Source organism: Lysobacter sp. Root916 (genome assembly GCF_001429785.1).
Lineage (GTDB): Bacteria > Pseudomonadota > Gammaproteobacteria > Xanthomonadales > Xanthomonadaceae > Lysobacter.
In genome coordinates this window covers 216883-242343 of record NZ_LMJF01000013.1, presented here as the reverse complement: position 1 = coordinate 242343, position 25461 = coordinate 216883, and the positions used below count along the sequence as shown (strand labels likewise).

Annotated in this window: 25 protein-coding genes; 17 read left to right on the top strand and 8 right to left on the bottom strand. The window is 66.9% G+C overall.

Annotation, left to right across the window (positions count from 1 at the left end):
• The first annotated feature begins 151 nt into the window (after positions 1-151).
• Entirely contained in the window at positions 152-586 is a 435-nt protein-coding gene (locus tag ASE35_RS13560; protein ID WP_057160957.1) for a nuclear transport factor 2 family protein, read from the top strand.
• A 190-nt stretch (positions 587-776) separates the two neighbouring features.
• A complete protein-coding gene (locus ASE35_RS13555) occupies positions 777-1655 on the top strand; it encodes a PD40 domain-containing protein (RefSeq protein ID WP_057164178.1) in 879 nt (292 codons plus the stop codon).
• Between the two features lie 48 nt (positions 1656-1703).
• Here ASE35_RS13555 and ASE35_RS13550 read toward each other — a convergent pair whose 3' ends face one another.
• The 3 genes from ASE35_RS13550 to ASE35_RS13540 all read right to left on the bottom strand — a co-directional run bounded on the left by ASE35_RS13550 (position 1704) and on the right by ASE35_RS13540 (position 4761).
• Positions 1704-2150: a hypothetical protein gene (locus tag ASE35_RS13550; RefSeq protein ID WP_200957029.1), complete on the bottom strand. Its 447-nt coding sequence runs from the start codon at positions 2148-2150 to the stop codon at positions 1704-1706.
• Between the two features lie 454 nt (positions 2151-2604).
• Positions 2605-3933: an amidohydrolase family protein gene (locus tag ASE35_RS13545; protein WP_057164177.1), complete on the bottom strand. Its 1329-nt coding sequence runs from the start codon at positions 3931-3933 to the stop codon at positions 2605-2607.
• Between the two features lie 183 nt (positions 3934-4116).
• Complete coding sequence (locus tag ASE35_RS13540) at positions 4117-4761, bottom strand: OmpW family outer membrane protein (RefSeq protein ID WP_057160954.1); 645 nt, start codon at positions 4759-4761, stop codon at positions 4117-4119.
• Between the two features lie 524 nt (positions 4762-5285).
• Here ASE35_RS13540 and ASE35_RS13535 point away from each other — a divergent pair.
• The 5 genes from ASE35_RS13535 (at position 5286) to lpdA (ending at position 10693) form a co-directional block, all read left to right on the top strand.
• On the top strand, positions 5286-6074 hold the full coding sequence (locus tag ASE35_RS13535; protein ID WP_057164176.1) for a DUF2884 family protein: 789 nt from the start codon (positions 5286-5288) through the stop codon (positions 6072-6074).
• 199 nt (positions 6075-6273) lie between these two features.
• On the top strand, positions 6274-7674 hold the full coding sequence (aceF, locus tag ASE35_RS13530) for a dihydrolipoyllysine-residue acetyltransferase (RefSeq protein WP_082611271.1): 1401 nt from the start codon (positions 6274-6276) through the stop codon (positions 7672-7674).
• Positions 7675-7700: 26 nt separating this feature from the next.
• Positions 7701-8180, top strand: a complete 480-nt coding sequence (locus tag ASE35_RS13525) for an SgcJ/EcaC family oxidoreductase (RefSeq protein ID WP_056180549.1) — start codon at positions 7701-7703, stop codon at positions 8178-8180.
• 22 nt (positions 8181-8202) lie between these two features.
• Entirely contained in the window at positions 8203-8892 is a 690-nt protein-coding gene (locus ASE35_RS13520; protein WP_057164175.1) for a hypothetical protein, read from the top strand.
• A complete protein-coding gene (gene lpdA / locus ASE35_RS13515; RefSeq protein WP_057164174.1) occupies positions 8879-10693 on the top strand; it encodes a dihydrolipoyl dehydrogenase in 1815 nt (604 codons plus the stop codon). Before ASE35_RS13520 ends, lpdA begins: the two co-directional genes overlap by 14 nt.
• 763 nt (positions 10694-11456) lie before the next feature.
• Here the strand turns inward: lpdA and ASE35_RS13510 are convergent.
• Positions 11457-12266 (bottom strand): YfaZ family protein, encoded by an 810-nt coding sequence (locus ASE35_RS13510; protein WP_235567247.1) that lies wholly within the window; start codon positions 12264-12266, stop codon positions 11457-11459.
• Between the two features lie 284 nt (positions 12267-12550).
• Entirely contained in the window at positions 12551-12769 is a 219-nt protein-coding gene (locus tag ASE35_RS13505; protein WP_200957028.1) for a DUF2061 domain-containing protein, read from the bottom strand.
• Positions 12770-13090: 321 nt separating this feature from the next.
• Here ASE35_RS13505 and ASE35_RS13500 point away from each other — a divergent pair, with 321 nt between their 5' ends.
• From ASE35_RS13500 to ASE35_RS13460, 9 genes are all read left to right on the top strand, one after another.
• Entirely contained in the window at positions 13091-13459 is a 369-nt protein-coding gene (locus tag ASE35_RS13500) for a hypothetical protein (RefSeq protein WP_082576590.1), read from the top strand.
• A gap of 10 nt (positions 13460-13469) precedes the next feature.
• Positions 13470-14294 carry a F0F1 ATP synthase subunit A gene (atpB, locus tag ASE35_RS13495; protein ID WP_056180534.1) on the top strand — a complete coding sequence of 275 codons (825 nt, stop codon included), beginning with the start codon at positions 13470-13472 and terminating at the stop codon, positions 14292-14294.
• Between the two features lie 79 nt (positions 14295-14373).
• The gene (gene atpE, locus ASE35_RS13490) at positions 14374-14640 is read left to right on the top strand and encodes a F0F1 ATP synthase subunit C (RefSeq protein WP_056180531.1); all 267 of its coding nucleotides are present in this window, start codon (positions 14374-14376) and stop codon (positions 14638-14640) included.
• Positions 14641-14728: 88 nt separating this feature from the next.
• Entirely contained in the window at positions 14729-15199 is a 471-nt protein-coding gene (locus ASE35_RS13485) for a F0F1 ATP synthase subunit B (protein WP_056180526.1), read from the top strand.
• Positions 15200-15242: 43 nt separating this feature from the next.
• Positions 15243-15770: a F0F1 ATP synthase subunit delta gene (locus tag ASE35_RS13480; protein WP_056180522.1), complete on the top strand. Its 528-nt coding sequence runs from the start codon at positions 15243-15245 to the stop codon at positions 15768-15770.
• Between the two features lie 63 nt (positions 15771-15833).
• On the top strand, positions 15834-17384 hold the full coding sequence (gene atpA / locus ASE35_RS13475) for a F0F1 ATP synthase subunit alpha (protein ID WP_056180519.1): 1551 nt from the start codon (positions 15834-15836) through the stop codon (positions 17382-17384).
• 109 nt (positions 17385-17493) lie between these two features.
• Complete coding sequence (gene atpG / locus ASE35_RS13470) at positions 17494-18357, top strand: F0F1 ATP synthase subunit gamma (protein ID WP_057160949.1); 864 nt, start codon at positions 17494-17496, stop codon at positions 18355-18357.
• A 61-nt stretch (positions 18358-18418) separates the two neighbouring features.
• Positions 18419-19822, top strand: a complete 1404-nt coding sequence (gene atpD / locus ASE35_RS13465) for a F0F1 ATP synthase subunit beta (protein WP_056180511.1) — start codon at positions 18419-18421, stop codon at positions 19820-19822.
• A 134-nt stretch (positions 19823-19956) separates the two neighbouring features.
• On the top strand, positions 19957-20382 hold the full coding sequence (locus tag ASE35_RS13460) for a F0F1 ATP synthase subunit epsilon (protein ID WP_056180509.1): 426 nt from the start codon (positions 19957-19959) through the stop codon (positions 20380-20382).
• A gap of 194 nt (positions 20383-20576) precedes the next feature.
• Here the strand turns inward: ASE35_RS13460 and ASE35_RS13455 are convergent, their stop codons facing one another.
• Complete coding sequence (locus ASE35_RS13455; RefSeq protein WP_056180506.1) at positions 20577-20960, bottom strand: GtrA family protein; 384 nt, start codon at positions 20958-20960, stop codon at positions 20577-20579.
• Positions 20961-21104: 144 nt separating this feature from the next.
• Here ASE35_RS13455 and glmU point away from each other — a divergent pair, with 144 nt between their 5' ends.
• Positions 21105-22478, top strand: a complete 1374-nt coding sequence (gene glmU / locus ASE35_RS13450) for a bifunctional UDP-N-acetylglucosamine diphosphorylase/glucosamine-1-phosphate N-acetyltransferase GlmU (RefSeq protein WP_057164173.1) — start codon at positions 21105-21107, stop codon at positions 22476-22478.
• A 238-nt stretch (positions 22479-22716) separates the two neighbouring features.
• On the opposite strand, the gene ASE35_RS13445 is transcribed toward glmU, so the two are convergent.
• A complete protein-coding gene (locus tag ASE35_RS13445; RefSeq protein ID WP_057164172.1) occupies positions 22717-24036 on the bottom strand; it encodes an ATP-binding protein in 1320 nt (439 codons plus the stop codon).
• 10 nt (positions 24037-24046) lie between these two features.
• Complete coding sequence (locus tag ASE35_RS13440) at positions 24047-25402, bottom strand: sigma-54 dependent transcriptional regulator (RefSeq protein WP_057164171.1); 1356 nt, start codon at positions 25400-25402, stop codon at positions 24047-24049.
• Positions 25403-25461 lie beyond the last annotated feature (59 nt).

Sequence of the window (25461 nt, the reverse complement as noted above, 5' to 3'; positions counted from 1 at the left end):
GTCCCTGCGCAGTTTGAAGGCGCCAGGGAGCCGCGTCGGGCGCTCAAACGTTTCGGCGTGCCTTCACAACGCTTCGTCGCGTCGGCTGGAGACTTTCTCTCGTCGTACCTGCCTAATCGGTGGATCGGTATCCCTGGGCGAAAGAGATTCTATGTCGGCATTTTCCTTGGTTATTGCGGCCGCTGCCGCGGTGGTTCCCGGCCCGACGAACATCGATCCGGCGACTCGCGCCGCGATCGAGGCGACTTGCTTCGATTATGCGGACGGTCAGCTCGCGGGCGATCCGGATCGGGTCGCCCGCGCTTTGCATCCAGACCTCGCCAAGCGCGCGGTCATAGGCGATACCCCGTACGAACGGCTAGGCCTGCGGCGCATGTCGAAGGAAGAGCTGGTGGGGCTGACCCGAAACGGCGCCCTGAAGACGCCGAAGGAACGTTGGGATCGCAGTTGCCGCGTGCTCGATGTAACCGGCAACGCAGCGTCGGTGAGGCTGGAGACGCCATGGTTCGTCGACTACTTCCATATGGGAAAGTTCGAGGAGCGCTGGATCATCGTGAATGCGCTTTGGTACCCCAAGCCCAAGTGATCCCGGCGTCGTTCGTGGCGTTTCCGGTTGCCCTATCCATGCGGAGTGTGCAGTGAGAATTAGCGGTCTGATGATGGTTTGCCTGTTGGCGTCTGCCTGTGCGCCGATGGATCGCGCACCGCCTTCGATGGCTGCGAGCGAGCCGGCTGCGCCTACACAGGGGCAGGGGGCCCCTGTCGTGGAGCGGGTCTTGCCATCGCCGCAGGCCGATGTCGCCCGCCTGGCGGGCGCCGGGTGGCTGTCTAGTACGCGTAACGACTACAACCTCAGCACCGATGCCGCGCAGACGCTGATGGTGTTCGCGCGCTCGGAGGCGAACTTCAAGGAGAGCCGAGTGTGGTTCGCGGCGCGGGAGGGCAGCGGTTGGGGCGATGCGGCGGTAGCGCCGTTTACCCATCCGCGTTACCGCGATTCCGATCCCTGGCTGACGCCCGATGGCCGGGTGCTCTATTTCGTCTCCAACCGCCCTGTCAGTGGTGAGGCACCGAATACCAGCCTGGATATCTGGCGCGTCGTGCGGGAGGATGGGCGTTTCGGCGTACCGGAGCATCTGGCTGCGTTGGCCAGCGAGGGCGAGGAGCTAGGCCCCGAGCTGCACGATGGCTGGCTCTACTTCAATAGCTCGCGCAAGGGTGGGCCTGCGAAGTTGGCGATCTATCGGGCGCGCATGGACGGTGACGGCTTCGCTGCGCCGCAGGCGCTGGGCGCGCCGTTCAACAACGGTACGATCCAAGGCGACTTCACCCTGTCGCCGAATGGCGCTCTGGCGGTGTTCTGGAGTCAACGCGGCGAATCCCCGGATGCGGACCTGTTCGCCACTTGCCGTACCCGCGATGGTTGGTCCGCCGCGGTGCGCCTGCCGTCGCCGATCAACGCGCCAGGCATGGACTTCACTCCGTCCTTGACCGCCGACGGCATGGAACTGCGCTTCGCGAGCATGCGCACGTCGGCGCAGGCGGACGCCGGCGGCCGGCTGTTGAACGGACAAGCCAACATTTATGTGGTGCCAGCGGAACTGGTGATTCAGGCCACCCAACAAGTACTGCCATCGGTCCGCTGCCGCGGTTAGCGGTAGAGACGTCGGCGACTTTCGCAAGAGGCCTCATGCCCATCGACGCTAATCAATTGGGCGGAAGGACACGGCCATTTCCAAAGTGATTTCGACATGGTTGATGGAGCTATCTCTTGCTGGCCGCTTTAGCTCGTCCAGGGCATGCACCACTTCAACCCAACTACCTTCACGGAACAGCGCAATATCTTGCTCGTCGTTAGTGAAAATTCCGACCCGGATAACCCGGTCATCGGATGTGACCAAATCCACGGTGTTGTTGATCTCCGAACGGTCCTGTCCGCCGCAGTATGCTCTTGAAATTTTCCCCGCCTCATAACGCAACGGAGTTCGGCGCTCCTCGATGCCGCGCCACCATGCCTCTGAACCGAAAAAGCCATAGGTGCCCTTTAGCCCCATAAGCGGCTTTGAAGCATCCATCGTCAGCGCTTGAGCGATAGCAACCCTTTCGGGATTTCGCCTCAATTCCTCGGCGAGAGTGAAAACGGTCTTCATCGGGAATGCTAAGCGGTCAAGTTTCAATAGCATTGTCATTGGTCCTTTAGGTGCCACGGCTCAAAGTGAAGAAGGTTAGCGTTGAAAATATACGAAGCCCTTCCTCGGCAAAGAGGTTGCGCCTGCAGGCCGACACCATAAGAAGCATCTTCAGTGGTGCCCATCTGTCGAACCTCCGCTTGTTGCCATCTGCAACGTTGGTACTAGAGGGCTTCGTCGATTTGCGCCAGGTGAATGAGCTTGGTGCAGGATTAGATCGAGGCCATCGTGGTCTCGACCTCGGTAGAACCGTGCATCTGCCTTATACGAGGCCAGCCGCAAGGGCTAGTTGGCGGTGAGAGCAAATCCCCCTCAATCCCCCTTTTTCAAAGGGGGAGGGCAAGCATGCCCTTGATCGGTTGTCGTTTCCCTTTGAAAAGGGGGCTAGGGGGGACTTGCTCTTGGCGCTCCAGCCTTACGGCGCCACCGCCTTCGCATCCCGCACCACCACCTCGCCGCCCTTCATCACGAACACGGGCTGCGCGTCCAGGGCGTGGATGTCGGCGAGCGGATCTCCGCTCACCGCGACCAGGTCGGCGTAGCGGCCGGCTTCGACCGCGCCGACCTTGTCCGACCAGCCCAGCAGTTCGGCGGCATCCGAGGTCGCCGCGCGCAGCGCCTGCATCGGCGTCATGCCCCATTCGACCATCTTGGGGAACTGCTTGCGGTTGTCGCCGTGCGGATATACGCCGGCATCGGTGCCGAAGCCCATGCGCGCGCCCGCGCGCACGGCTTTGCGGAAGTTCTCGCGCTGGGTGCGGCCGACCAGCTTTTCCTTGTCGATCATCTGCTGCGGAAAGCCCAGGCGCCCGTACTCGGCGAGGATGTAGTCGTCGTTGTAGACGTCCATGACCAGCCAGGTGCCTTTCTGCTTGGCCAGGCGCAGGCCCTCGTCGTCGATGAAACTGGCGTGCTCGACCGAGTCGACGCCGGCCAGGATCGCCATGCGGATCGCCTCGGCGCCGTGGGCGTGCGCGGCCACGCGCTTGCCCCAGCGATGCGACTCGTCGACGATCGCGTTCATCTCTTCCTGGGTGTACTGCGGCGCGCCCACCGACGCCTCCGCGCTGAGCACGCCGGCGCCGGCCATGAACTTGATCACCTCGGCGCCGTGCTTGACGTTGTCGCGGACCTTGGCGCGCACCGCCTCGACGCCGTCGGCGACGCCGCTGGCGTTGTGGAATTCCAGATACGGCGAGAAGCCGGTGTTGCCGTCGATGTGGCCGCCGGTGGCGCCGATCGCCAGGCCCGAGGGCAGGATGCGCGGGCCCTGCAGCTTGCCGTGCTCGATCGCGCGCGCCAGGGCGACGTCGATGTACTCGCCCGAGCCGACGTTGCGCACGGTGGTGAAGCCCGCATGCAGGGTGCGTTCGGCGTAGAGATGCGCGGTCACCGCATCGTCGATCGGGCTGCGCTTGAGGATGTCCTCGAAATAGTTGCCGGTGCCGCTGGTGGAGTCGCCGGTGATGTGCACGTGCAGGTCGATGAAGCCCGGCAACAGGGTGGCCGAGCCCAGGTCGATCAGCTCCATCCCCGCTGGGGCCTCGCCGCCGCCGGACACGCCGACGATCTTTTCGCCCTCGATCAGCACCAGCGGCCGCTCGATCACGCGCTGGTGGGCGGTGTCGATCAGGCGCGCGGCGCGCAGCGCGATGCGCTTGGGTGCGGCGGATGCGTCGTTCGCGTACGCATCGGCGCCGGGCAGCGCGAGCAGCAGTAGGGCAAGCAGGGCGGGTAGACGCATGGCGGCACTCGGCTGGGAGGGAAGCTGCGAGTGTAGCCACGCCCGCGCGGGCGCAGCAGTGCGCCAAGACCGGTTTCGACGCGGATGTGCGGCCGATGTGGATGGGGAGCAACGGCGGCCCACGAAAAAGGCGGGCCCCGTCGCCGGGGCCCGCCTGCGTTGCTGTTTGCGGCGGTGCGGGCCTTAGAAGCGCGCACCCAGGCCGACGCCCAGGATCACCGGGTTCAACTCGGCCTCGCCGACCTTGACGCCGTTGACGCGCGCGTCGGACTTGCCCTGCAGGTAGCGCACATCGGCGCGCGCGAACCAGGTCGGGTTGATGTTGAGGTCGACGCCGGCGGTGGCCATCGCGCCCTTGGCGGTTTCCACGCCGATGCGCTGGCCGGCCAGTGCGCCGGTCGGCTCGGCCTTTTCGCCGCTGTAGTTGGACTCGTAGTAGCCCAGGCCCACGAACGGACGCACGACCTTGTCCGGCGCGCCGAAGTGGTACTGGCCGCTCACGGCATAGGGCTGCGCCTCGACGCTACCGGCCTTGGCGCCGTTGAGGTTGACGCGGTGACCGAACTTGTCGGCCGCGCCCCAGGCTTCGACCGCGATGTTGTCGGTGATGTAGTAGCTGGCGCTGAGGGTGGCGGCGCCATCGCCGTCGGCCTGGGCGCGTGCGCCGGCGATCGACGGGTTCTTGGTCGGTTCGGACAGGGCATAGCCGCCGACGACGGCGAAACGCTTGCCGGCCGCGGTGCCGGTATCGGCGTCCTGAGCGAAGGCGGCCGGGGCAACGGCCAGAGTGCCCAGCAGGGCGAGGGTCAAATGACGAAAACGCATCATGGCGTGGACTCCTGAAGTTTCTTTTGTGAGCCTTGGGGGAGGCGTGCGCAGGCTAGGACTTCGCGCATGAACCGTGCTTGTTTCGCGATCGCGCGGCTCGGAACTTTTGCGCGCGCTGCGTCGCGATCGCCGTCGCGCGGCGGTGCACGCAGTGATGAACCGAACTTGAAAGGGCCGCCGAGCGCGGCGCTTCCTGGCTGAACGAGCACGCCGCGAACGCTGTGCTGGTCATGGCGCGGCTGTGCGCAAAGCGCATCGCAGCGGGCTGCGTATGGAAAGGAGCCGCGACGCGCGGCGATGCTGAATATCGGCCGAAGCGCGAACCGTATGGAGGCCGTCGCTCACGCGCATACCGATGATCGTCTTGAAATCGCGGCGCGCGGCTCTTTGCAACCGACCATGAACGCTGCCGTATGTCGGGGCGCCGTTCCGCCGCGCCATGACGAAGGTCACGCTCCCCACCGGCAGGGGACGCGCCGCCGCGCGCACGGCATGATGGCCGCATCCCGACATGGAGTTCGACGATGCGCCGCCCTGCCCAGATCCGTCCCGCCCGTTCCCTCGCGCCGCGTCTGCTGGCGCTGACCCTGCTGGCCTTGTCCTGCGGCGGCGCCTGGGCCGCGGAGATCGAGTGCAACGTCGAGAGCGATTACGAGCTGACCCTCAACGAGCGCAGCGTGATCTTCACCCGCGACACCGGCTCCCCCAAGGCGATCGTGATGCGCCAGGGCCGGCTGTTCGTGGACGACAAGTGGCTGAGCCTGAGCGCGGCCGACAGCCGCCGCATCGCCGATTTCGAGCAGCAGACCCGCGCCGCCATGCCCGAGGCCCAGCAGATCGGGCGCGAGGCCGCCGAGATCGCCTTCACCGCCCTGGGCGAGGTCGCGGCCAGCTTCAGCAGCGATCCCAAGGCCGCGCGCGCCAAGATGGACAAGGCGCGCGCCCAGATCGACGCGCGCCTGGCGCGCTCGGTCACGCCGACCCACTTCAACGGCAAGGACTTGGGCGAGGGCATCGGCGACGCCGTGGCCGAGGTGATCCCCAGCCTGATCGGCGACATCGTCGGCGGCGCGATCGGCGCGGCCTTCAGCGGCGACGAGACCCGGCTCAAGCGCCTGGAGAACCTGGACGCCCAGGTCGAGGCCAAGGTCAAACCGCGCGCCGATGCGCTGGAAGTGCGTGCCGAGGGCCTGTGCCGGCGCATGGTCGAGCTGGACCGGATCGACGATTCGCTGGAAGTCCGCCTCGACGGCAAGCCCTTGAACCTGATGACCGCGAAGGCCGAGCGGAGCAAGGTCACGACCAGGAAGTAAGCGCGGCGGGCCTCGACGCGCCTGCGGCGCTGCCTTTCGGCACGAATGCCGCGGTCGCGCCCGCCCGGTCCCGACCGGGCCGCGTGCCCGCGCGGCCCCAGTACCCGCCCGTACGCGCAAGCCGCCAAAGGCCGCGGTTGGCGTGGCTGGCTCCAGCAGCCACAATAGGGTTTTCGCGCATTTGCGGAGCCCCACGATCATGGCTGAGCTGAAGGAAGCACGCGTCCCCGACATCGGCGACTACGACGGCGTCCCCGTCATCGAATTGCTGGTCGCGGTCGGCGACACGGTCCAGCAGGACCAGGGGCTGGTCACCCTGGAATCCGACAAGGCCACCATGGAAGTCCCGGCGCCGTTCGCCGGCATCGTGCGCGAGCTCAAGGTCAAGATCGGCGACAACCTGGCCGAAGGCAGCGTGGTCGCCCTGATCGAGCCCAGCGAGGGCGCCGCCGCCGCGGCTCCGGCCGCCGCCGAAGCGCCGAAGGCCGAGGCGCCCGCCGCTCCGACTCCGGCCGCGCCTGCGCCGGCTGCCGCGCCCGCTCCGGCACCTGCCGCTGCTGCGCCCGCCGCGCCGGCCGCCCTGGCCGGTGCCGGTGCCGGCACCGATCCCGAAGCCATGCCGCCGCGTACTCCGCCGGTGGCCTTCACCGCCGACGAACTGCTGCCGGACAAGGTGCCCTACGCCAGCCCGGCGGTGCGCCTGTTCGCGCGCGAGCTCGGCGTCGATCTGGCGCGCGTCGCCGGCAGCGCGCGCGGCGGCCGTATTTCCAAGGAGGACGTGCAGTCCTTCGTCAAGGGCGTGATGCAGGGCGGCGGTGGCGCGCCGGCCAGCGCGGGCGCCGCGCCCGCGCTCGGCGGCGGCCTCAACCTGCTGCCCTGGCCCAAGGTCGACTTCAGCAAGTTCGGCGAGACCGAAACCAAGCCGCTGTCGCGCATCCAGAAGCTGTCCGGCGCCAACCTGGCGCGCAACTGGGCGATGATCCCGCACGTCACCCAGCACGACGACGCCGACATCACCGACCTGGAAGCGCTGCGGGTGGCGCTGAACAAGGAGAACGAGAAGGCCGGCCTCAAGCTGACCATGCTCGCGTTCCTGATGAAGGCCAGCGTGGCCGCGCTGCAGAAGTACCCGACCTTCAACGCCTCGCTCGACGCCTCGGGCGAGAACCTGACCTTGAAGAAGTACTTCCACATCGGCTTCGCCGCCGACACTCCGAACGGCCTGGTCGTGCCGGTGGTGCGCGACTGCGACAAGAAGGGCGTGCTGCAGATCGCCAAGGAAACCGGCGAACTCGCGGCCAAGGCGCGCGAAGGCAAGCTCGGCCCGGCCGACATGAGCGGCGGCTGCTTCTCGATCAGCTCGCTGGGCGGCATCGGCGGCACCGCGTTCACCCCGATCGTCAACGCGCCGGAAGTCGCGATCCTGGGCGTGTCGAAGTCGGCGACCAAGCCGGTCTGGGACGGCAAGCAGTTCGCGCCGCGCCTGATCCTGCCGCTGTCGCTGTCCTACGACCACCGCGTCATTGACGGCGCCGCCGCCGCGCGCTTCACCGCATACCTCGGCCAGCTGCTGGGCGATATGCGGCGCGTGCTGCTGTAAGCGGCCGCGCGGCGCCGGGCGCGATCATGCCGATCCGACTTCGCCACTGCGCGATCGGGCTGCTGCTCGCCGTCGGCCTGTGGTCGACGGCGGTCGCCGCCGCCGAGCCGGCAGCGCCCAAGTCGCTGTCGGCGACGCTGGACGCGCACCTGACCGCGATCAACGCGCGCGACCTCGACGGCTTGCTGGCGACGGTCACCCGCGGCGACAAGCTCACCCTGATCCTGCCCAACGGTCAGGTGCTCGAGACCCGCGAGCAGTTCCGCCAGCTGCACGTCGACTGGTTCGCCGAACAGGACTGGCGCATGCGTTTCCAGACCCATTCGGTGCGCGAACTCGGCGATGTCGGGGTCGCGTTGGTGAAGTACGAATCGCAGACCCGGCAGCCCGACGGCGCCTACCTGACCCGACGCGAGGCCTGGCTCAGCCTGGTATTCGCGAAGGAGTCCGATGGCTGGCGCCTGGTGTACGACCAGAACACCGTGATTCCCCCGACCACGCCCTGAACCCAGGATCCCGACAGGCCTCATGAGCGACTCCCGCGCCTTCTGTGTTTCCGCTTTCGCGTTAGCGATCACCGCGCTGTTGCTGGCCGCGCCGCTGGCGCGCGCCGCCGACGAGTGCAAACCCGAGCTCGGCCGAGGCTGGCCGCCGGCGACCGAGAACCACGGCAGCGCGGTCGAACGCCTGTTCGCGGCCGGCGCCGCGCCCACGCTCAGCCTGACCACCCTGCCGCGCTACAGCACCGAGAGCGGTCTGCTGCTGATCCCGGGCCAGGGCGACGCCGATTGGCGCCTGCGCTACGCCGAAGCCGACGACCGCGTCGCCTCCTGGAGCGGCGGCGCCCTGCGCATGCGCGTGGACCAGGAGCCGGAAGTCGCCGAAGTGCCGATGCCGGCCGCGCTGGCCAAGCGCATGGTCGCCGACTGGCGGCGCGCGCTGAGCGCGACCGTGCCTGAGGACCGCGCCGCGGGCTTCCACGACGAGGACACCCTGCTGTTCATGGTCGACGGCATGCGCGTGAGCGGCCTGCTGCCCGAGTGCGGCGCCGGCGAACTGCTGATGCGGCAAAGCGAACTGTTGATCAAGGCGACCGACGACGGCAACGAGCGGCGCGCGCGCCGCTGGACCGAACTGTCGGCGCAACTGGACGAACTGGACCAATGGCTGGCCGGCAATGCCGCCGCCGGCGCGGGAGTAGCGAATGGCAACGATTGAAGTCAAAGTCCCGGATATCGGCGGTTACGACGACGTACCGGTCATCGAGTTGCTGGTCGCCGTCGGCGATACGGTGAAAAAGGACCAGGGGCTGGTCACGCTGGAGTCGGACAAGGCGACGATGGAAGTGCCCTCGTCGGCCGACGGCGTGATCAAGTCGATCAGCGTCAAGCTCGGCGACAAGGTCGCCGAGGGCACCGTGATCGCGATACTGGAAGCCGCTGGCGAGAGTGAGGCCAAGGCTGCGCCCGCCGCGGCCGCGCCTGCACCGGCGAAGGCCGCCGAAGCCGCGCCCGCGCCGAGCGCGCCGGCTGTGGCTGCCGCGCCCGCGACGCCAGCGCCTAGCGCCGCCGCGTCCAGCGGCCGCAAGGCCGACGTCGAATGCCGCATGCTGGTGCTCGGTTCCGGCCCCGGCGGCTACACCGCCGCCTTCCGCGCCGCCGACCTGGGCCTGGATACGGTGCTGGTCGAGCGCTACGCCACCCTCGGCGGCGTCTGCCTCAACGTCGGCTGCATTCCGTCCAAGGCCCTGCTGCACGCGGCCGCGCTGATCGACGAGACCTCGCATTCGGCCGACATCGGCCTGGATTTCGGCACGCCCAAGATCGACCTGGGCAAGCTGCGCGATTTCAAGCAGAACAAGGTGGTCGGCCAGTTCACCAAGGGCCTGGCCGGCATGGCCAAGCAGCGCAAGGTGCGCGTGGTCACCGGCACCGGCCGTTTCGTCTCGCCCAACGAATTGGAAGTGCAGGGCGAGAGCGGCACTCAGCTGATCCGTTTCGAGCAATGCATCATCGCCGCCGGTTCGCAGGCGGTGAAGCTGCCGGGCTTCCCCTGGGACGACCCGCGCGTGATGGATTCCACCGACGCGCTGGAACTGGCGGAGGTGCCGAAGAAGCTGCTGGTCGTCGGCGGCGGCATCATCGGCCTGGAAATGGCCACGGTCTATCGCGCCCTGGGCAGCGAAGTCACCGTGGTCGAGTTCATGGACCAGCTGATGCCGGGCGCGGATCCGGACCTGGTCAAGCCGCTGGCCGATCGCATCAAGAAGCAGGGCGTGGCCGTGCATCTCAAGGTCAAGGCCGCCGGCACCGAGGCGAGCAAGCAGGGCCTCAAGGTGTCGTTCGAACCCGCGGTCGCGGGCGGTAGCGCGCCCGAGGCGCAGCTGTTCGATCGCGTGCTGGTCGCGGTGGGCCGCGCACCCAACGGCGGCAAGCTGGACGCCGACAAGGCCGGCGTGCAGGTCACCGAGCGCGGCTTCATTCCGGTCGATCGGCAGATGCGCACCAACGTGCCGCACATCTTCGCGATCGGCGACCTGGTCGGTAATCCGATGCTCGCGCACAAGGCCACCCACGAGGGCAAGCTCGCGGCCGAAGTCGCCGCCGGCGAGAAGAAGGAATGGGTGGCGCGGGCGATTCCGTCGGTGGCCTACACCGATCCGGAAATCGCCTGGGTCGGTGTCACCGAGACCGAAGCCAAGGCCAAGGGGCTCAAGATCGGCGTCGGCAAGTTCCCGTGGGCCGCGAGCGCGCGCGCGTTGGGCCTGGGCCGCAGCGAGGGTTTCACCAAGTTGATCTTCGACGAGGCCACCCACCGGGTGATCGGCGCCGGCATCGTCGGCGTGCACGCGGGCGATCTGATCTCGGAGTTGGCCTTGGCCATCGAGATGGGGTGCGAGGCGTCCGACATCGGGCACACCATCCATCCGCATCCGACGCTTAGCGAGTCGGTGGCGATGGCGGCGGAGGTGTACGAGGGCACGATCACGGATCTCTACATTCCGAAGAAGAAGGCGTAATCGCGCCCATCCGTTCCCTCTTCCGCTTGCGGGAGAGGGCTAGGGTGAGGGCGGCGGCACCGCAAGCGCAACGGCTCTCGCTCTTCGCGTCGTTCGTCGTGCCGCGAAGGTTGGCGGCTGTGCCTTTGCGTTCTACCGCAAGCGCTCAGGTGTAGGGGCCTTGTTCTGGCTCGTCATACCCCGAAAGCGGGCTCCGCTTTAGTTTGGCGGAGTCGAACATCCAGTGTCTTTAGCGTGCACTCGCACGCAAGTCCGCCTTCGCCTTTGATTCCCTCCTTCATCAAAGGGTAAAGCCGTGCGGCTTGCGAACCGCAGGGTCGTACACGACCGAACGCCGACCACTTGCTCCTAAGCTCTTAGCTCTTAGCTCTTAGCTCTTAGCTCTTAGCTCCTAGTTCCTAGCTCTTTAGCTCCCTCCTTTATCAAAGGAGGGTTGGGGAGGATTTGCTTTGGCTTTGCTTTGCGTGTGCTCTTCACGAAGGTCAAAGGCTTCCGCCTGCTGCGCATGCGGGTCACTTTCTCTTGCTAGCCCAAGAGTCCGTCTGGATTCCCTTCGGTCAAAAGTAACCAAAGATTTTCGAATGGACATCCCTGTCCATTCGAAAAACGGCGCGCGTCCTGCGCGCCGCCCTTCGGGTCTACGGTTGGTCGTGTGAGTGCGGGGCTTTGGGGCTTCAATGCCGCGGCAACGGCAACGGCAACGGCAACGGCAACGGCAACCGCAACCGCAACCGCAACCGCAACCGTTAGGCCGATTCGCCGATCAGAACGCGAACGTCACGCCCGCCATCGGGCCTTTGAAGCGCTGGTCCAGGCCTAGCACGCCGTCGCTGCCGCGCTGGTCCACGTCCAGCTTGAACCAGTCGTAGCCGACGAATACGCCGACGTTGGGCGTGAAGCGGTATTCGACCAGGGCGTTGGCGCGGCTGAGGTCGCCTTCGTAGTCGTCGAAGTTGCCCCAGCTCGCGTCCAGGTACTGGCCCTGGGCGACGAAGCGCCAGTGCTCGTTCGGCGCCACGGTCAGGCGCGCGCCGACCACCGGCGCGTAGCCGTCGTCGCTGGAGCGCGATTCGTAGGTGTTGACGCCGGACTCGGCGTACAGCTTGCCTTCGAGCTTGGCGTACTCGACGCCCAGCTGCAGGCCGAGGCTGACGGTGTCGGTTTCGACCACCGCGTAGTCGTAGACCACGCTGGCCAGTTCGAACTTGGCCTTGGCCTTGGCGAAGCTGCCGGCGGGGATGGTCACGTTGTCGAACGACAGGTCCTGGCCCAGCGTCGCGCGGCGGTCCTTGTCGTAGCCGAAATAGTTGAACAGCAGACGATTGCGCTCGCTGAAGCGGAACTGGCCTTCCAGGCGCGGCACCACTTCGTCGCCGCCGAAATCGAAGTCCTCGCTGAACTCGAACGGCTGGCCGGCGAACACGGTGCTGCCGCGCAGTTCGCTTTGCGCGTCCACTTGCATCGCGCCCAGGCGCAGGGTGAAACGGTCGTCTTCGATGGCATGCGCTGGCAGCGCGAATACGACGCCGGTCGCGGCCAGCGCGAGCGTCAGGGGCAGGGTCTTGGGATTCACTAGTCGCACTCCGGATCGGGGGATGGGCCGTGCGGCACAACAAAAGTGCACGACAACCACATCAATGCCGAACGGCGGGTGCAACGACCGTGAAAGCGCGCGTTTGAATCGCGCGATTCAAAGTGGCGAAGGCCGGAAACGCGATGAGCGTCACAAAAGGCGAAGCCCCGGCCGGGGCCGGGGCTTCGGGGGGCCCACCGCTGCTTTTGCCATTGACGAGGAGAGAGTGGCGGGGGGCGTTCTATAAGACTGACCGGGGTCGGGCGGAAAGGTTCCGCGACTTTTCAGGTCGCCAGCGCGGCGGCCTCGGCCTCGGCCCGGCGGCGCTCGATCCGCTTCCAGACCTTCTCGTGGAGGTGGAAAGCCACGGTATTGCAGGCCGGTTCGACCAGGGCCAGGGCGCCGCCGACCCAAACGCTGCCGGTCATCAGATAGCCGACCAGGAAGGCGACGGTGAAATGCACGCAGGCGAAGCTTACGGTCTTGCCCATGATGGCGGTCACTAAATGAGAATTATTCTCAATTGTGCACGCCCGAATTGCGAAGTCAAATCGATAGACGCGCTCGCTTCGATAGTCGTCGGCTATCACGTTTTCACGCCCAAGGGTCCGCGCCGCGGACTTGACCTCCCAGGTAATTCAATGACCTACGCCGCGCGCGCACAGTGTTGCGCATGGACCGAAGACGCATCGAAGCCGTCCTCACCCCGGGCACCGCGCCGCACGCGGCCGTGACGCCCGGCGGTTGCCCGAAACGCTTACGCGTTCTATACTTTTGCGGCTCTACCGGGCGCTTTGCGCCTACCCCAGACCGACGAGACCCGCGTGCACGATCCATTGTCCACGGGCCGCCGGCTGGCGTCGCGCGCGATTGCCTGGCAAGCCGGCGCGACGGCGCTGACCGCGCTGGCCTTCCTCCCCCTCGGTGCGCGACATGCGCTAGCGGGCGCGGTCGGCGGAGGCGCGGTCTTCGCGGGTGCAGTGGTGGCGGCCTGGATGGCGCTAGGGGGCGGCGTGCAGCCGGCCGGCGCGGCCATAGGCCGCTTGCTGGCTGGAGTCATGCTGAAGTGGGTGGTGGTGTTCTTGATGCTCGGGCTGGGTCTGGCCGTGCTTCGGTTGCCGCCGCTGCCAATGCTGGTCGGGGTGCTCGCGGCGACGCTGGCCTTCGTACTGGCCAATCTTTTGAAACGATAGGTGTCTTTTCGTGAGTGAACAGACCGGTTCGGGCGGCCTGAACGAATACATCAAGCACCACCTGACCCACAACACCACGGAGGTGTTCGGGGGGCAGTTCCATTTCGACTCGTGGATCGTCGCTCTGGTGCTGGGCTTGGTGTTCGTGCTGTGGTTCGGTCTGGCGGCTCGCAAGGCCACCGCCGGCGTTCCCAGCAAGGGCCAGGCCTTCGTCGAGATGATCGTCGAGTTCATCGACGGCCAGGTGAAGGACACCTTCCACGGCGACCGCCGTTCGGTCACGCCGCTGGCGCTGACCATCTTCATGTGGGTCGTGTTCATGAACACGATGGACCTGCTGCCGCTGGATCTGTTCGGCTGGCTGGTCCACACCACCGCCGGCGCCGAAGCCGCGCACCACACTTATTTCCGCGCCGTTCCCACCGCCGACCTCAACACCACGTTCGCGCTGTCGGCCTCGGTGTTCTTCATCCTGATCGGTCATGCGGTCTCGGCCAAGGGCGCGCTGGGCTTCGGCAAGGAGCTGCTGACCGCGCCGTTCCACGCCCACGGCTTCATGAAGATCGTGCTGGTCCCGGTCAACCTGGTGATGAACGTCATCGAGTGGCTGGTCAAGCCGGTTTCGTTGGCGATGCGACTGTTCGGCAACATGTACGGCGGCGAGTTGGTGTTCATGCTGATCGCCGGCCTGATGGGAAGCATCTACACCATCGTCCCCGGCATCATCGCCAACGCGGCCTGGGCGATCTTCCACATCCTGATCATCCTGCTGCAGGCCTTCATCTTCATGATCCTCACGGTCGTCTACATCGCAGGCGCCCGCGAAAGCCATTGATTCAAGCCGCGTCACCCAGCTGCACCCCCAATTCGTTTTCCCTTCACCGTTTAGCACTACCTCTACCAGGAGAAGCACCATGGAGTTCATCGCCAACGTTCAGGGTCTGACCGCGATCGCGATCGGCATCATCATCGGTCTCGGCGCTCTGGGCGCTTGCCTCGGCATCGCGATCATGGGTTCGAAGTTCCTCGAATCCGCCGCTCGCCAGCCGGAGCTGGTCCCGATGCTGCAGGGCCGTATGTTCCTGCTCGCCGGTCTGATCGACGCCGCGTTCATCATCGGTCTCGCCGTGGCGCTGTTCTTCGCGTTCGCCAACCCGCTGATCAGCGTCCTCCAGGCCTGATCCGGGCCGGTTCGCGCGCCAACGCGCGAATCGGGCACACGGGCCGGCCACTCGGCCGGCTCCAGTACGACTACGTCGAGGACCCGTCATGAATCCCAACATGACTTTCTTCGGCCAGATGCTCTCCTTCGCGATCCTCGTCTGGTTCACGATGAAGTTCATTTGGCCGCCGCTGAACGCGGCCATCGAAGAACGCCAAAAGAAGATCGCCGAAGGCCTGGCCGCGGCGGAGCGTAGCCAGAAGGATCTCATCCAGGCGCAAGAGCGCGCGGATGCGGAACTTCGCGAGGCTCGCACCAAGGCCAACGAGATCATCGATCAGGCGCATCAGCGCGCCAATCAGATCATCGACCAGGCCAAGACCGATGCCGTCGTCGAAGCCACGCGCCAGAAGGCGTTGGCGGATGCCGAAATCGTCGCCGCCGCCACGCGTGCCCGCGAGGACCTGCGCAAGCAGGTGTCGACGCTGGCCGTCAGCGGTGCCGAGAAGCTGCTCAAGCGCGAGATCGACGCCAACGCCCACAAGGCGCTGCTCGACGATCTGGCCGCGCAGCTCTGAACGGCGCGCGACGCGAACGCACTGATCGGATAGCCCAAAGCTGATGAGCCAGAACCTCACACTCGCCCGCCCGTACGCCCGCGCCGCGTTCGCGTTGTCGCGCGACGGCGGTCGCTCCGCCGCCTGGTCGCAGGGCCTCGCCCTGGCCGCGCGCATCGCCGCCGACCCGCAGGTGCACGAACTGCTCGCGCACCCGCGCCTGTCGTCGGCCGACGCCGTCGGCCTGATCGCGATCGATGGCGCCGACGAAGCCTACCTGCGCTTCCTCGGCCTGCTCGCGGACAACCGCCGGCTGAGCTTGCTGCCGGAGATCGCGGGCATGTTCGAGGAACTGCGCGCGGAAGCCGAACGCATCGTCAAGGCGCGCGTCACCGCCGCCAGCGAACTGCCGGCCGCCGAGCTCGAGTCGATCAAGGCCGCGCTGACCAAGCGCTTCGGCCGCGAAGTCGAGATCGAGACCGCGGTCGACGCGTCGCTGATCGGCGGCGCGGTGATCGACGCGGGCGATGTGGTCATCGATGGCTCGCTCAAGGGCAAGCTCGCGCGCCTGCAGACCGCTCTCGCGGGCTGACCGGCGACCAGAACGAACTTAATTGCAAATCCGGCGGTATCGCCGGGCACAAGGGAACCACCCATGGCAAGCACGCAGCTCAACCCGTCCGAAATCAGCGAACTGATCAAGACCCGCATCGAGAAGGTCAAGCTGGCCGCCGAGGCGCGCAACGAAGGCACGGTCACCTCCGTGTCCGACGGCATCGTGCGCATCCACGGCCTGGCCGACGTGATGCAGGGCGAAATGATCGAGCTGCCGAACAACACCTTCGCACTCGCCCTGAACCTGGAGCGCGACTCGGTCGGCGCCGTGGTCCTGGGCGACTACGAGCACCTGCGCGAAGGCGACGTGGCCAAGACCACCGCGCGCATCCTCGAAGTGCCGGTCGGCAACGAGCTGCTCGGCCGCGTGGTCAACGCCCTGGGCGAGCCGATCGACGGCAAGGGTCCGATCGACGCCAAGCTGACCGCGCCGGTGGAGCGCGTCGCGCCGGGCGTGATCTGGCGTAAGTCGGTCGACCAGCCGGTGCAGACCGGCTACAAGACCGTCGACGCGATGATCCCGATCGGCCGCGGCCAGCGCGAGCTGATCATCGGCGACCGCCAGACCGGCAAGACCGCGATGGCGATCGACGCGATCATCAACCAGAAGGGCACCGGCATTAAGTGCGTGTACGTCGCGATCGGTCAGAAGGCCAGCTCGGTCGCCAACGTCGTGCGCAAGCTGGAAGAGAACGGCGCGCTCGCCCACACCATCGTGGTCGCCGCCACCGCGTCCGAGTCGGCCGCGATGCAGTACATCAGCCCCTACTCCGGCTGCACCATGGGCGAGTACTTCCTCGACCGCGGCGAAGACGCCCTGATCGTGTACGACGATCTGTCCAAGCAGGCCGTGGCCTACCGCCAGATCTCGCTGCTGCTGAAGCGTCCGCCGGGCCGCGAAGCCTACCCGGGCGACGTGTTCTACCTGCACTCCCGTCTGCTCGAGCGCGCCGCGCGCGTGTCCGAGGAGTACGTCGAGAAGTTCACCAACGGTGCGGTGAAGGGCAAGACCGGTTCGCTGACCGCGCTGCCGATCATCGAAACCCAGGCCGGCGACGTCTCGGCGTTCGTGCCGACCAACGTGATCTCGATCACCGACGGCCAGATCTTCCTGGAAACCGACCTGTTCAACGCCGGTATCCGTCCGGCCGTGAACGCCGGTATCTCGGTGTCCCGCGTCGGCGGCGCCGCCCAGACCAAGATCGTGAAGAAGCTGTCGGGCGGCATCCGTATCGCCCTGGCCCAGTACCGCGAGTTGGCTGCGTTCGCGCAGTTCGCCTCGGACCTGGACGAAGCCACCCGCAAGCAGCTCGAGCGCGGCCAGCGCGTCACCGAGCTGATGAAGCAGAAGCAGTACGCGCCGATGTCGATCGCGCTGCAGTCGCTGTCGATCTACGCGGTGGACAAGGGTTACATGGACGAAGTGCCGGTCGCCAAGATCGGCGCGTTCGAGGAAGCCCTGCACGCCCACTTCACCAACACCGCAGGCGAACTGATCAACAAGATTAACGCCACCGGCGCGTGGGACGACGAGATCGAAGGCGCCTTCAAGAAGGGCATCGAAGAGTTCAAGCAGACCGGGACCTGGTGAGTAAGGCCGGGATTCGAGATACGGGATTCGGGATTCGGCGAGGCCGAACCCGACCCTCTGGTACGAATCCCCAATCCCTAATCCCTAATCCCACGAGCGGAGCGAGTTAATGGCAGGCGGACGCGAAATCAAGACGAAGATCAAGAGCGTGCAGAACACCCGCAAGGTGACGCGCGCGCTCGAGATGGTCTCGGCCTCCAAGATCCGCAAGGCGCAGGAGCGCATGAAGACCTCGCGTCCGTACGCGCGGGTGATGAAGCAGGTGATCGGTCACCTGGCCCAGGCCAATTCCGATTACCAGCATCCGTACATGATCGAGCGTAAGGAAACCAAGCGCGTCGGTTACATCATCGTCTCCTCCGACCGCGGCCTGGCCGGCGGCCTCAACAACAACCTGTTCCGCAAGCTGCTGGGCGAAATGCGCAAGTGGCAGGAGCAGGGCGTCGAGGTCGACGTGGTCACCATCGGCCAGAAGGCCTCGGTGTTCTTCCGCCGGATCAAGGTCAACATGCTGGCCTCGGTGACTCACCTGGGCGACAAGCCGCATCTGGAGCAGCTGGTCGGCGTGATCAAGGTCATGCTGGACGCGTACAGCGCCGGCAGCATCGACCGTGTGTTCCTGTCCTACAACGACTTCGTCAACACCATGACGCAGCGCGCGGCGTTCGATCAGCTGCTGCCGCTGCCGGAGCCGGAAACGCAGGTCGCCCACCACGACTGGGACTACATCTACGAGCCCGATGCGAAGACCGTGCTGGAGCACGTGCTGACGCGCTACATCGAGTCGCTGGTGTACCAGGCGGTGCTGGAGAACGTCGCGTCCGAGCACGCCGCCCGCATGGTGGCGATGAAGGCGGCCAGCGATAACGCCGGCAAGCTGATCGACACCCTGAAGCTGGTCTACAACAAGGCGCGCCAGGCTGCGATCACGCAGGAAATCTCCGAAATCGTCGGCGGCGCCGCGGCGGTCTAAACCATACACGCGGACGCCTGTCGCGGCCGCCATGCAGCATTAAGTTACTGAGGAAAGAACCATGAGCCAGGGCAAGATCGTTCAGATCATCGGTGCGGTCGTCGACGTCGAGTTCGCGCGCGCGGAAGTGCCGAAGGTGTACGACGCGTTGAAGGTCGCCAACACCGAAATCACGCTGGAAGTGCAGCAGCAGCTCGGCGACGGCATCGTGCGTACCATCGCGCTGGGTTCGACCGACGGCCTCAAGCGCAACCTGATCGCGACCAACACCGGTCACGCGATCTCGGTGCCGGTGGGCGCGGGCACCCTGGGCCGCATCATGGACGTGCTGGGCAACCCGATCGACGAAGCCGGCCCGGTGCAGGCGACCGATCATTGGGAAATCCACCGTTCGGCTCCGTCCTACGAGGACCAGTCCTCGGCCAACGACCTGCTCGAAACCGGCATCAAGGTCATCGACCTGATGTGCCCGTTCGCGAAGGGCGGCAAGGTCGGCCTGTTCGGCGGCGCCGGCGTGGGCAAGACCGTCAACATGATGGAACTCATCAACAACATCGCCAAGGCGCACAGCGGTCTGTCCGTGTTCGCCGGCGTGGGCGAGCGTACCCGCGAGGGCAACGACTTCTACCACGAGATGAAGGACTCCAACGTCCTCGACAAGGTGGCGATGGTGTACGGCCAGATGAACGAGCCGCCGGGCAACCGTCTGCGCGTGGCCCTGACCGGCCTGACCATGGCCGAGTACTTCCGCGACGAGAAGGACGCGTCCGGCAAGGGTAAGGACGTGCTGCTGTTCGTCGACAACATCTACCGCTACACCCTGGCCGGTACCGAAGTGTCGGCGCTGCTGGGCCGTATGCCGTCGGCCGTGGGTTACCAGCCGACCCTGGCCGAGGAAATGGGCGTCCTGCAGGAGCGCATCACCTCGACCAAGACCGGTTCGATCACCTCGATCCAGGCCGTGTACGTGCCCGCGGACGACCTGACCGACCCGTCGCCGGCGACCACCTTCGCCCACCTCGACGCCACCGTCGTGTTGAGCCGTAACATCGCGTCGCTGGGCATCTATCCGGCCGTGGATCCGCTGGACTCGACCTCGCGTCAGCTCGACCCGAACGTGATCGGTGCCGAGCACTACGACACCGCGCGTCGCGTGCAGTCGACCCTGCAGAAGTACAAGGAACTGAAGGACATCATCGCGATCCTGGGCATGGACGAGCTGTCGGAAGAAGACAAGCAGGCCGTGTCGCGCGCGCGCAAGATCGAGCGTTTCTTCTCGCAGCCGTTCCACGTGGCCGAAGTCTTCACCGGCGCGCCGGGCAAGTACGTGTCGCTGAAGGACACGATCCGCGGCTTCAAGGGCATCGTCGACGGCGAGTACGACCACCTGCCGGAGCAGGCGTTCTACATGGTCGGCGCGATCGAGGAAGCGGTCGAGAAGGCCAAGAAGATGGGCGTGGGCTGAGACGCCTGACGGCGTCTCGGAAATTGGGAGTCAAGAATCGGGAATCGTAAGAGCGGAACGTCAGCCCTCGCGGCTTTAGACGAATCCTCATTCCCCATTCCCGATTCCCGTCGAGCGAGCAAAGCGAGAGAAACATGGCCACTACGTTCCGTTGCGACATCGTCAGCGCCGAGGAAGAAATCTTCCACGGCGAAGCGACGCTGCTGGTCGCCACCGGCGAAATCGGCGAGCTCGGCATCGCGCCGCGCCACGCGCCGCTGATCACGCGTCTCAAGCCCGGCAAGGTCGTGGTGACCCTGCCCAACGGCGAGCACCTGGACTTCGCCGTGTCCGGCGGCATCCTGGAAGTGCAGCCGCAGGTCGTGACCGTGCTGGCCGACACCGCGATCCGCGCTCAGGACATCGACGAGGCCGCCGTGCGCGCCGCCAAGGAAGAAGCCGAGCGCATCCTGTCGAAGAAGGATCCGAAGATGAGCGCGGAAGAGGCTCAGGCGCAGCTGGCGATGAGCGTTGCCCAGCTGAGCGCTCTGGAGCGTCTGCGCAAGAACATGAAGCACTGATCGCGCGCCACCGCGTCGCGAACGAAACGCCGGCCTCGCGCCGGCGTTTTTGTTTTGGGCAGTCCTGGGGGATGAGCGGCGTGAGCCGCGACCACGAAACCTCGGTCGCCGAAGAGCCCGCGAATGCGAGGCAGGGTCGCGGCTTATGACCGAAGGAAATCCCTGTGGGATGCCGCTGCTGCCCCGAAGCCCGGTCAGCGGCGATAGATCCAGTACCGCGACAGCAGGAAGCCGATCGCGCCCAGCACCAGCTCCACCGCGGGCTTGGCCAGCCAGGTCCAGGTCAGGCCGACCGCGTCGTCGATCGCGCCCATGGCCCAGGTGCTGGCCAGGGTGGTCGCGATCCACATGCCCAGGAAACGGCCGAACTGACGGCGGCCGACGCGGGTGTCGTCGCCGGCGAAGGTGATGCGGCCGTTGAGCCAGAAGCCGAGCAGGGCGCCGCTGACGCGGCCGGCGATGTTGGCCGGTTCCACCGCCATGCCGGCGTGGCTGAGCGCGACCATCACCCCCCAATCCAGCAGCCATTGGATCAGGCCGATGATGAGGTAGTGGCGGCCCTGACGACCCAGGCTCATCCGGCGCGGCTCCGCGGACGGCGGCGCGCCGATGGGCGGTGGCGTGAATGGCGCGGGGTCGGATTCGGCACCGCCGCATCCTAGCAGGGCCGGCGCGGCTAGAATCACTGTTCACTGAACGCGTAATCGCCTCCCGGAGTCCGCATGGCCGCACCCCTGCATGTCGTCATTCTCGCCGCCGGCGAGGGCAAGCGCATGAAGTCCGACACCGCCAAGGTGCTGCAGAAAATCGGCGGACGGCCGATGCTCGCGCACGTGATCGCGACCGCGCGCGCTCTGGATTCGGCCGGCATCCACGTGGTCTACGGGCATGGCGGCGAGCAGGTGCGCGCGGCCTTCGCCGATCAGCCGGACCTGCACTGGGCCGAACAGGCGCAGCGCCTGGGCACCGGCCACGCGGTGCAGCAGGCGATGCCGGGCGTGCCACAGGATGCGCGCGTGCTGGTGCTGTACGGCGACGTGCCGCTGACCACGCCCGCGACCTTGCAGCGCCTGCTGGACGCACCGGGCCGGCTGGCGGTGCTGGTCGCCGACCTGATCGATCCCACCGGCTATGGCCGCATCGTGCGCGACGCCGAAGGCCGGGTCGGCCAGATCGTCGAGCACAAGGACGCCGACGAGGCGCAACGCGAGATCCGCACCGTCAACACTGGCATCCTGGTCTGCGACGGCGAGCCCTTGCGGCGCTGGCTGCAGAGCCTGGGCAACGACAACGCCCAGGGCGAGTACTACCTCACCGACGTCTTCGCCGCCGCCGCCGCAGAATTCAGCGCCGCCGAGATGGTGCACGTGAGCGATCCGCTGGAGGTCGAGGGCGTCAACGACCCCTGGCAGCTGGCGCAGATGGAGCGCGCGTTCCAGCGCCGCGCCGCGCGCGCGCTGTGCGAGCAGGGCGCGCGCCTGGCCGATCCGACCCGTTTCGATCAGCGCGGCGTAGTCAGCGTCGGCCGCGACGTCGAGATCGATGTCGACGTGATCCTGGAGGGCCGCGTGGAGCTCGCCGACGGCGTGCGCATCGGCCCGTTCTGCCGGCTCAAGGACGTGACGCTGGGGCCGGGCACCGAAGTACGCGCGCATTGCGACCTGGACGGCGTGGTGGTCGAGGGCGCGGCCCAGATCGGCCCGTACTCGCGCCTGCGTCCGGGCACCGTGCTCGCCGACGGCGTGCACGTCGGCAACTTCGTGGAAACCAAGAACGCGCGCCTGGGCGTGAGCAGCAAAGCCAATCATCTGGCTTACCTCGGCGACGCGACCATCGGCAGCGGCGTGAACGTCGGCGCGGGCACCATCACCTGCAACTACGACGGCGTCAACAAATCGGTCACCGTGATCGAGGATGGCGCCTTCATCGGTTCCAACTCGGCCTTGGTGGCGCCGGTGACCATCGGCGCGGGCGCGACCATCGGCGCCGGCTCGGTGATCGGCAAGAACGCGCCGGAAGGCAAGCTCACCGTCGCGCGCGCGCGCCAAGTCACGATCGACGGCTGGCAGCGGCCGGTGAAGAAGCCTAAGGCTTGAGGGCCGGCATCCTGCAGCCGCCCGCGTGGGTAGTTGGAGGTTAGCCTCCAATCACTCGAAGTACCTCCCCCCTCCGCGAACAGTCCCCCCCTTTAAAAAAGGGGGGGCTAGGGGGGATTTGCTGTTGCTGTTGCTGTTGCTGGTTCGTACAAGGCAAAAGCAAATCCCCCCTGGCCCCCCTTTTTCAAAGGGGGGAACTCAAAACAGGGGGATGGGGGCGTAGGCGACGAAACCACGCTCAATCCGGAATCAACATCGACACGCACAAGCCGCCGCCTTCGCGGTTGAGCAGGGCGATGCGGCCGCCGTGGGCTTCGGCGATTTCGCGCGCCAGGGCCAGGCCCAGGCCGGTGCCGTTGCGCTTGGTCGAGTAGAACGGCAACAGCGCGTTCGCGAGCACCGCCTCGTTCATGCCGGTGCCGCGGTCGAGCACGTCGATACGCCAGGCGTCGGGCGTGCGCCGCAGCACCAGGCGCACTTCCTCGGGCTTGGAGCCGGACTCGTGCGCGTTCTTGAGCAGGTTGAGCAGGCTCTGCTCCATCTGCGCGGCGTCGAAATGGACGATGCCTTCCTGACCGCGCGCGCGGCCGTCGTAGACGAAGTCGACCTGGCTGCGCAGCTGGGCCAGAAAACGCGACCACTCCACCGCCTCCAGGCGCGGCGCCGGCAGCTTGGCGAAGCGCGCGTAATCGCGGATGAAACCTTCCAGATGGCGCGCGCGTTCCTCGATGGTGGTCAGCGCGGTCGGCAGCTTGTCGTATTGGCCGCGCCGCACCAGCTCGGCGCCGGAGTGGGCGAGCGAGGCGATCGGCGCCAGCGAGTTGTTGAGCTCGTGGCTGATCACCCGGATCACCTTCTTCCAGGTCTGCACTTCCTGGCGGCGCAGCTCGGCGGTGAGCTGGCGCAGCAGCACCAGCTCGTGGTGGCGGCCGTTGAGGCGGAACATGCGCCGGGCGAGGTGATAGATGTCCTCGTTGTCCTCGTCGCCGACGGTGAACATGCCGTCGCCGCCGCGATCGAAGGCTTCGCGCACGGGCTCGGGCGCGCGCGCGAGCAGGTCCTCGAAGGACTGGCCTTCCAGCCGGCGGCCTTCGCCCAGCATTTTGCGGGCGGCCAGATTGGCGTGGACCACGCGCCGGCTCGGATCGACCAGCAGCATCGCCACCGGCGTGTTCTGGACCATCGTGTCCAGCAGCAGTTCGCGCTGCACCAGCGACAGCCGCTGTTCGCGCAGGGCCTCGCCGAGCAGGTTATGGCTGTCGACCAGCTCGCCGAGTTCGCCGCGGCCCGCCCACGACAGGCCGAAGCTGTAGTCGCCGTCGCGGTAGCTGGCGACGCTGCCGGCGAGCGCGCGGAACAGCGAGTTCATCGGCGCGAACGCGCGGCGCACGTGGTAGACCAACAGCGGCAGCAACAGCGCCACCGCCAGCGCCGGCGCCATCCAGCGCTGCGACAGCAGGGTGCCCAGCCAGGTGGTCAGGGCGGTGCCTACGATCAGGTAAGCCAGCGCGATCGCGCTGAAGCTCAGGCTCAAGGGCAGATGGCGCAACCAGCGCATCGCGTTCTCCTCAGTCCCGTTTTATGCCGAGCCGGTCGAGCCGGCGATACAAGGCCTGACGCGACAGGCCCAGTTCGCTCGCCGCCTGCGCGAGTACGCCACCGGCGCGTTCCAGCGCCGCCTCGATGCTGGCGCGGTCGGGCTCGTCGCCGCCGGAGGCCGCGACGCTCGCATTGGCCGCCGGCAGGCCCAGATCGGCGGCGCCGATGTCGTCGCCGCGCGCCAGCAGGACCGCGCGCTGCAGGGTGTTGCGCAGCTCGCGCACGTTACCCGGCCAGGCGTGCGCGACCAGAGCGTGCTCGGCGTCCTCGCTCAGGCGCTTGCGGCCGTCGGCTGCGAGTTCGCGCAGGAACTTGCGCGCCAGCGGCAGCACGTCGTCCGAGCGCTCGCCCAGCGGGGGCAGGTGGATTTCGATGGTGTTGAGGCGGTAATAGAGGTCTTCGCGGAAGCGGCCGTCGCGGATCATCGCCGGCAGGTCGGCGTTGGTGGCGCTGATCACGCGCACCTTGACCTGGCGCTCGCGGTTGGAGCCCAGGCGTTCGAAGCGCCCGGTCTCGAGCACGCGCAGCAGCTTCATCTGGCCGGCCAGCGGCAGGTTGCCGATCTCGTCCAGGAACAGGGTGCCGCCATCGGCGGCTTCGAACTTGCCTTCGCGCGCCTTGCTGGCGCCGGTGTAGGCGCCGGCGTCGGCGCCGAACAATTCGGCCTCGATCAGTTCCGACGGCAGCGCGCCGCAGTTGAGCGTCACGAAGGGGCCGGACTTGACCGAGGAATTGGCCTGCACGATCTCGGCGATCTTTTCCTTGCCGGCGCCGTTGGGGCCGGTGATCAGCACCGGCACGTCGGCGCGCGCGACATGTCCGGCCAGCTCGACCACGCGCGCCAGCGCCTCGGAGGCGAACACCAGGCCGCGCAGGTCGTAGCGCGATTCGAGTTCGCGGTGCGCGCGCTTGCGCTGGTCGTGCAGGCGCGCGACTTCGCGCGTGCTCGCCGACAGCTCCAGCAGGTTCTCGACGCTGGCCAGCAGCTTCTGGTCGTCCCAGGGCTTGGCCAGGTAATCGGCGGCGCCGGCCTTGGCCAGATCGACCGCGATGTCCAGGTGGGTCCAGGCGGTGAGCAGGATGATCGGCAGGTCGGGGTGGCGCGCGCGGATGGCGCGGAACAGCGCCACACCTTCCTCGCCCGAGGTGGTGTCGGCGCTGAAGTTCATGTCCTGGATCACCAGGCCGATCTGCTCGCGTTCCAGCGCCTGCAGGCCGTCCTCCGGCGATTGCGCGGTGAGCACGCGGATCTCGCGCAGGCCGAACAGCAGGTCCAGCGCGGTGCCGACCGCGGGGTTGTCGTCGATCACCAGGACGGTGCGCATAAGGCTCCGGAACGTTGAGGGTGCGGCGGCGTGCGCGACGTCGCCGCGGGTCCGGCGGA

Coding starts and splice junctions, on each gene's coding strand:
- ASE35_RS13560 (WP_057160957.1), top strand. CDS start 152: ATGTCGGCATTTTCCTTGGTTATTGCGGCCGCTGCCGCGGTGGTTCCC.
- ASE35_RS13550 (WP_200957029.1), bottom strand. CDS start 2,150: ATGAAGACCGTTTTCACTCTCGCCGAGGAATTGAGGCGAAATCCCGAA.
- ASE35_RS13545 (WP_057164177.1), bottom strand. CDS start 3,933: ATGCGTCTACCCGCCCTGCTTGCCCTACTGCTGCTCGCGCTGCCCGGC.
- ASE35_RS13540 (WP_057160954.1), bottom strand. CDS start 4,761: ATGATGCGTTTTCGTCATTTGACCCTCGCCCTGCTGGGCACTCTGGCC.
- ASE35_RS13535 (WP_057164176.1), top strand. CDS start 5,286: ATGCGCCGCCCTGCCCAGATCCGTCCCGCCCGTTCCCTCGCGCCGCGT.
- aceF (WP_082611271.1), top strand. CDS start 6,274: ATGGCTGAGCTGAAGGAAGCACGCGTCCCCGACATCGGCGACTACGAC.
- ASE35_RS13525 (WP_056180549.1), top strand. CDS start 7,701: ATGCCGATCCGACTTCGCCACTGCGCGATCGGGCTGCTGCTCGCCGTC.
- ASE35_RS13520 (WP_057164175.1), top strand. CDS start 8,203: ATGAGCGACTCCCGCGCCTTCTGTGTTTCCGCTTTCGCGTTAGCGATC.
- lpdA (WP_057164174.1), top strand. CDS start 8,879: ATGGCAACGATTGAAGTCAAAGTCCCGGATATCGGCGGTTACGACGAC.
- atpE (WP_056180531.1), top strand. CDS start 14,374: ATGGAGTTCATCGCCAACGTTCAGGGTCTGACCGCGATCGCGATCGGC.
- ASE35_RS13485 (WP_056180526.1), top strand. CDS start 14,729: ATGAATCCCAACATGACTTTCTTCGGCCAGATGCTCTCCTTCGCGATC.
- ASE35_RS13480 (WP_056180522.1), top strand. CDS start 15,243: ATGAGCCAGAACCTCACACTCGCCCGCCCGTACGCCCGCGCCGCGTTC.
- atpA (WP_056180519.1), top strand. CDS start 15,834: ATGGCAAGCACGCAGCTCAACCCGTCCGAAATCAGCGAACTGATCAAG.
- atpG (WP_057160949.1), top strand. CDS start 17,494: ATGGCAGGCGGACGCGAAATCAAGACGAAGATCAAGAGCGTGCAGAAC.
- atpD (WP_056180511.1), top strand. CDS start 18,419: ATGAGCCAGGGCAAGATCGTTCAGATCATCGGTGCGGTCGTCGACGTC.
- ASE35_RS13460 (WP_056180509.1), top strand. CDS start 19,957: ATGGCCACTACGTTCCGTTGCGACATCGTCAGCGCCGAGGAAGAAATC.
- ASE35_RS13455 (WP_056180506.1), bottom strand. CDS start 20,960: ATGAGCCTGGGTCGTCAGGGCCGCCACTACCTCATCATCGGCCTGATC.
- glmU (WP_057164173.1), top strand. CDS start 21,105: ATGGCCGCACCCCTGCATGTCGTCATTCTCGCCGCCGGCGAGGGCAAG.
- ASE35_RS13445 (WP_057164172.1), bottom strand. CDS start 24,036: ATGCGCTGGTTGCGCCATCTGCCCTTGAGCCTGAGCTTCAGCGCGATC.
- ASE35_RS13440 (WP_057164171.1), bottom strand. CDS start 25,402: ATGCGCACCGTCCTGGTGATCGACGACAACCCCGCGGTCGGCACCGCG.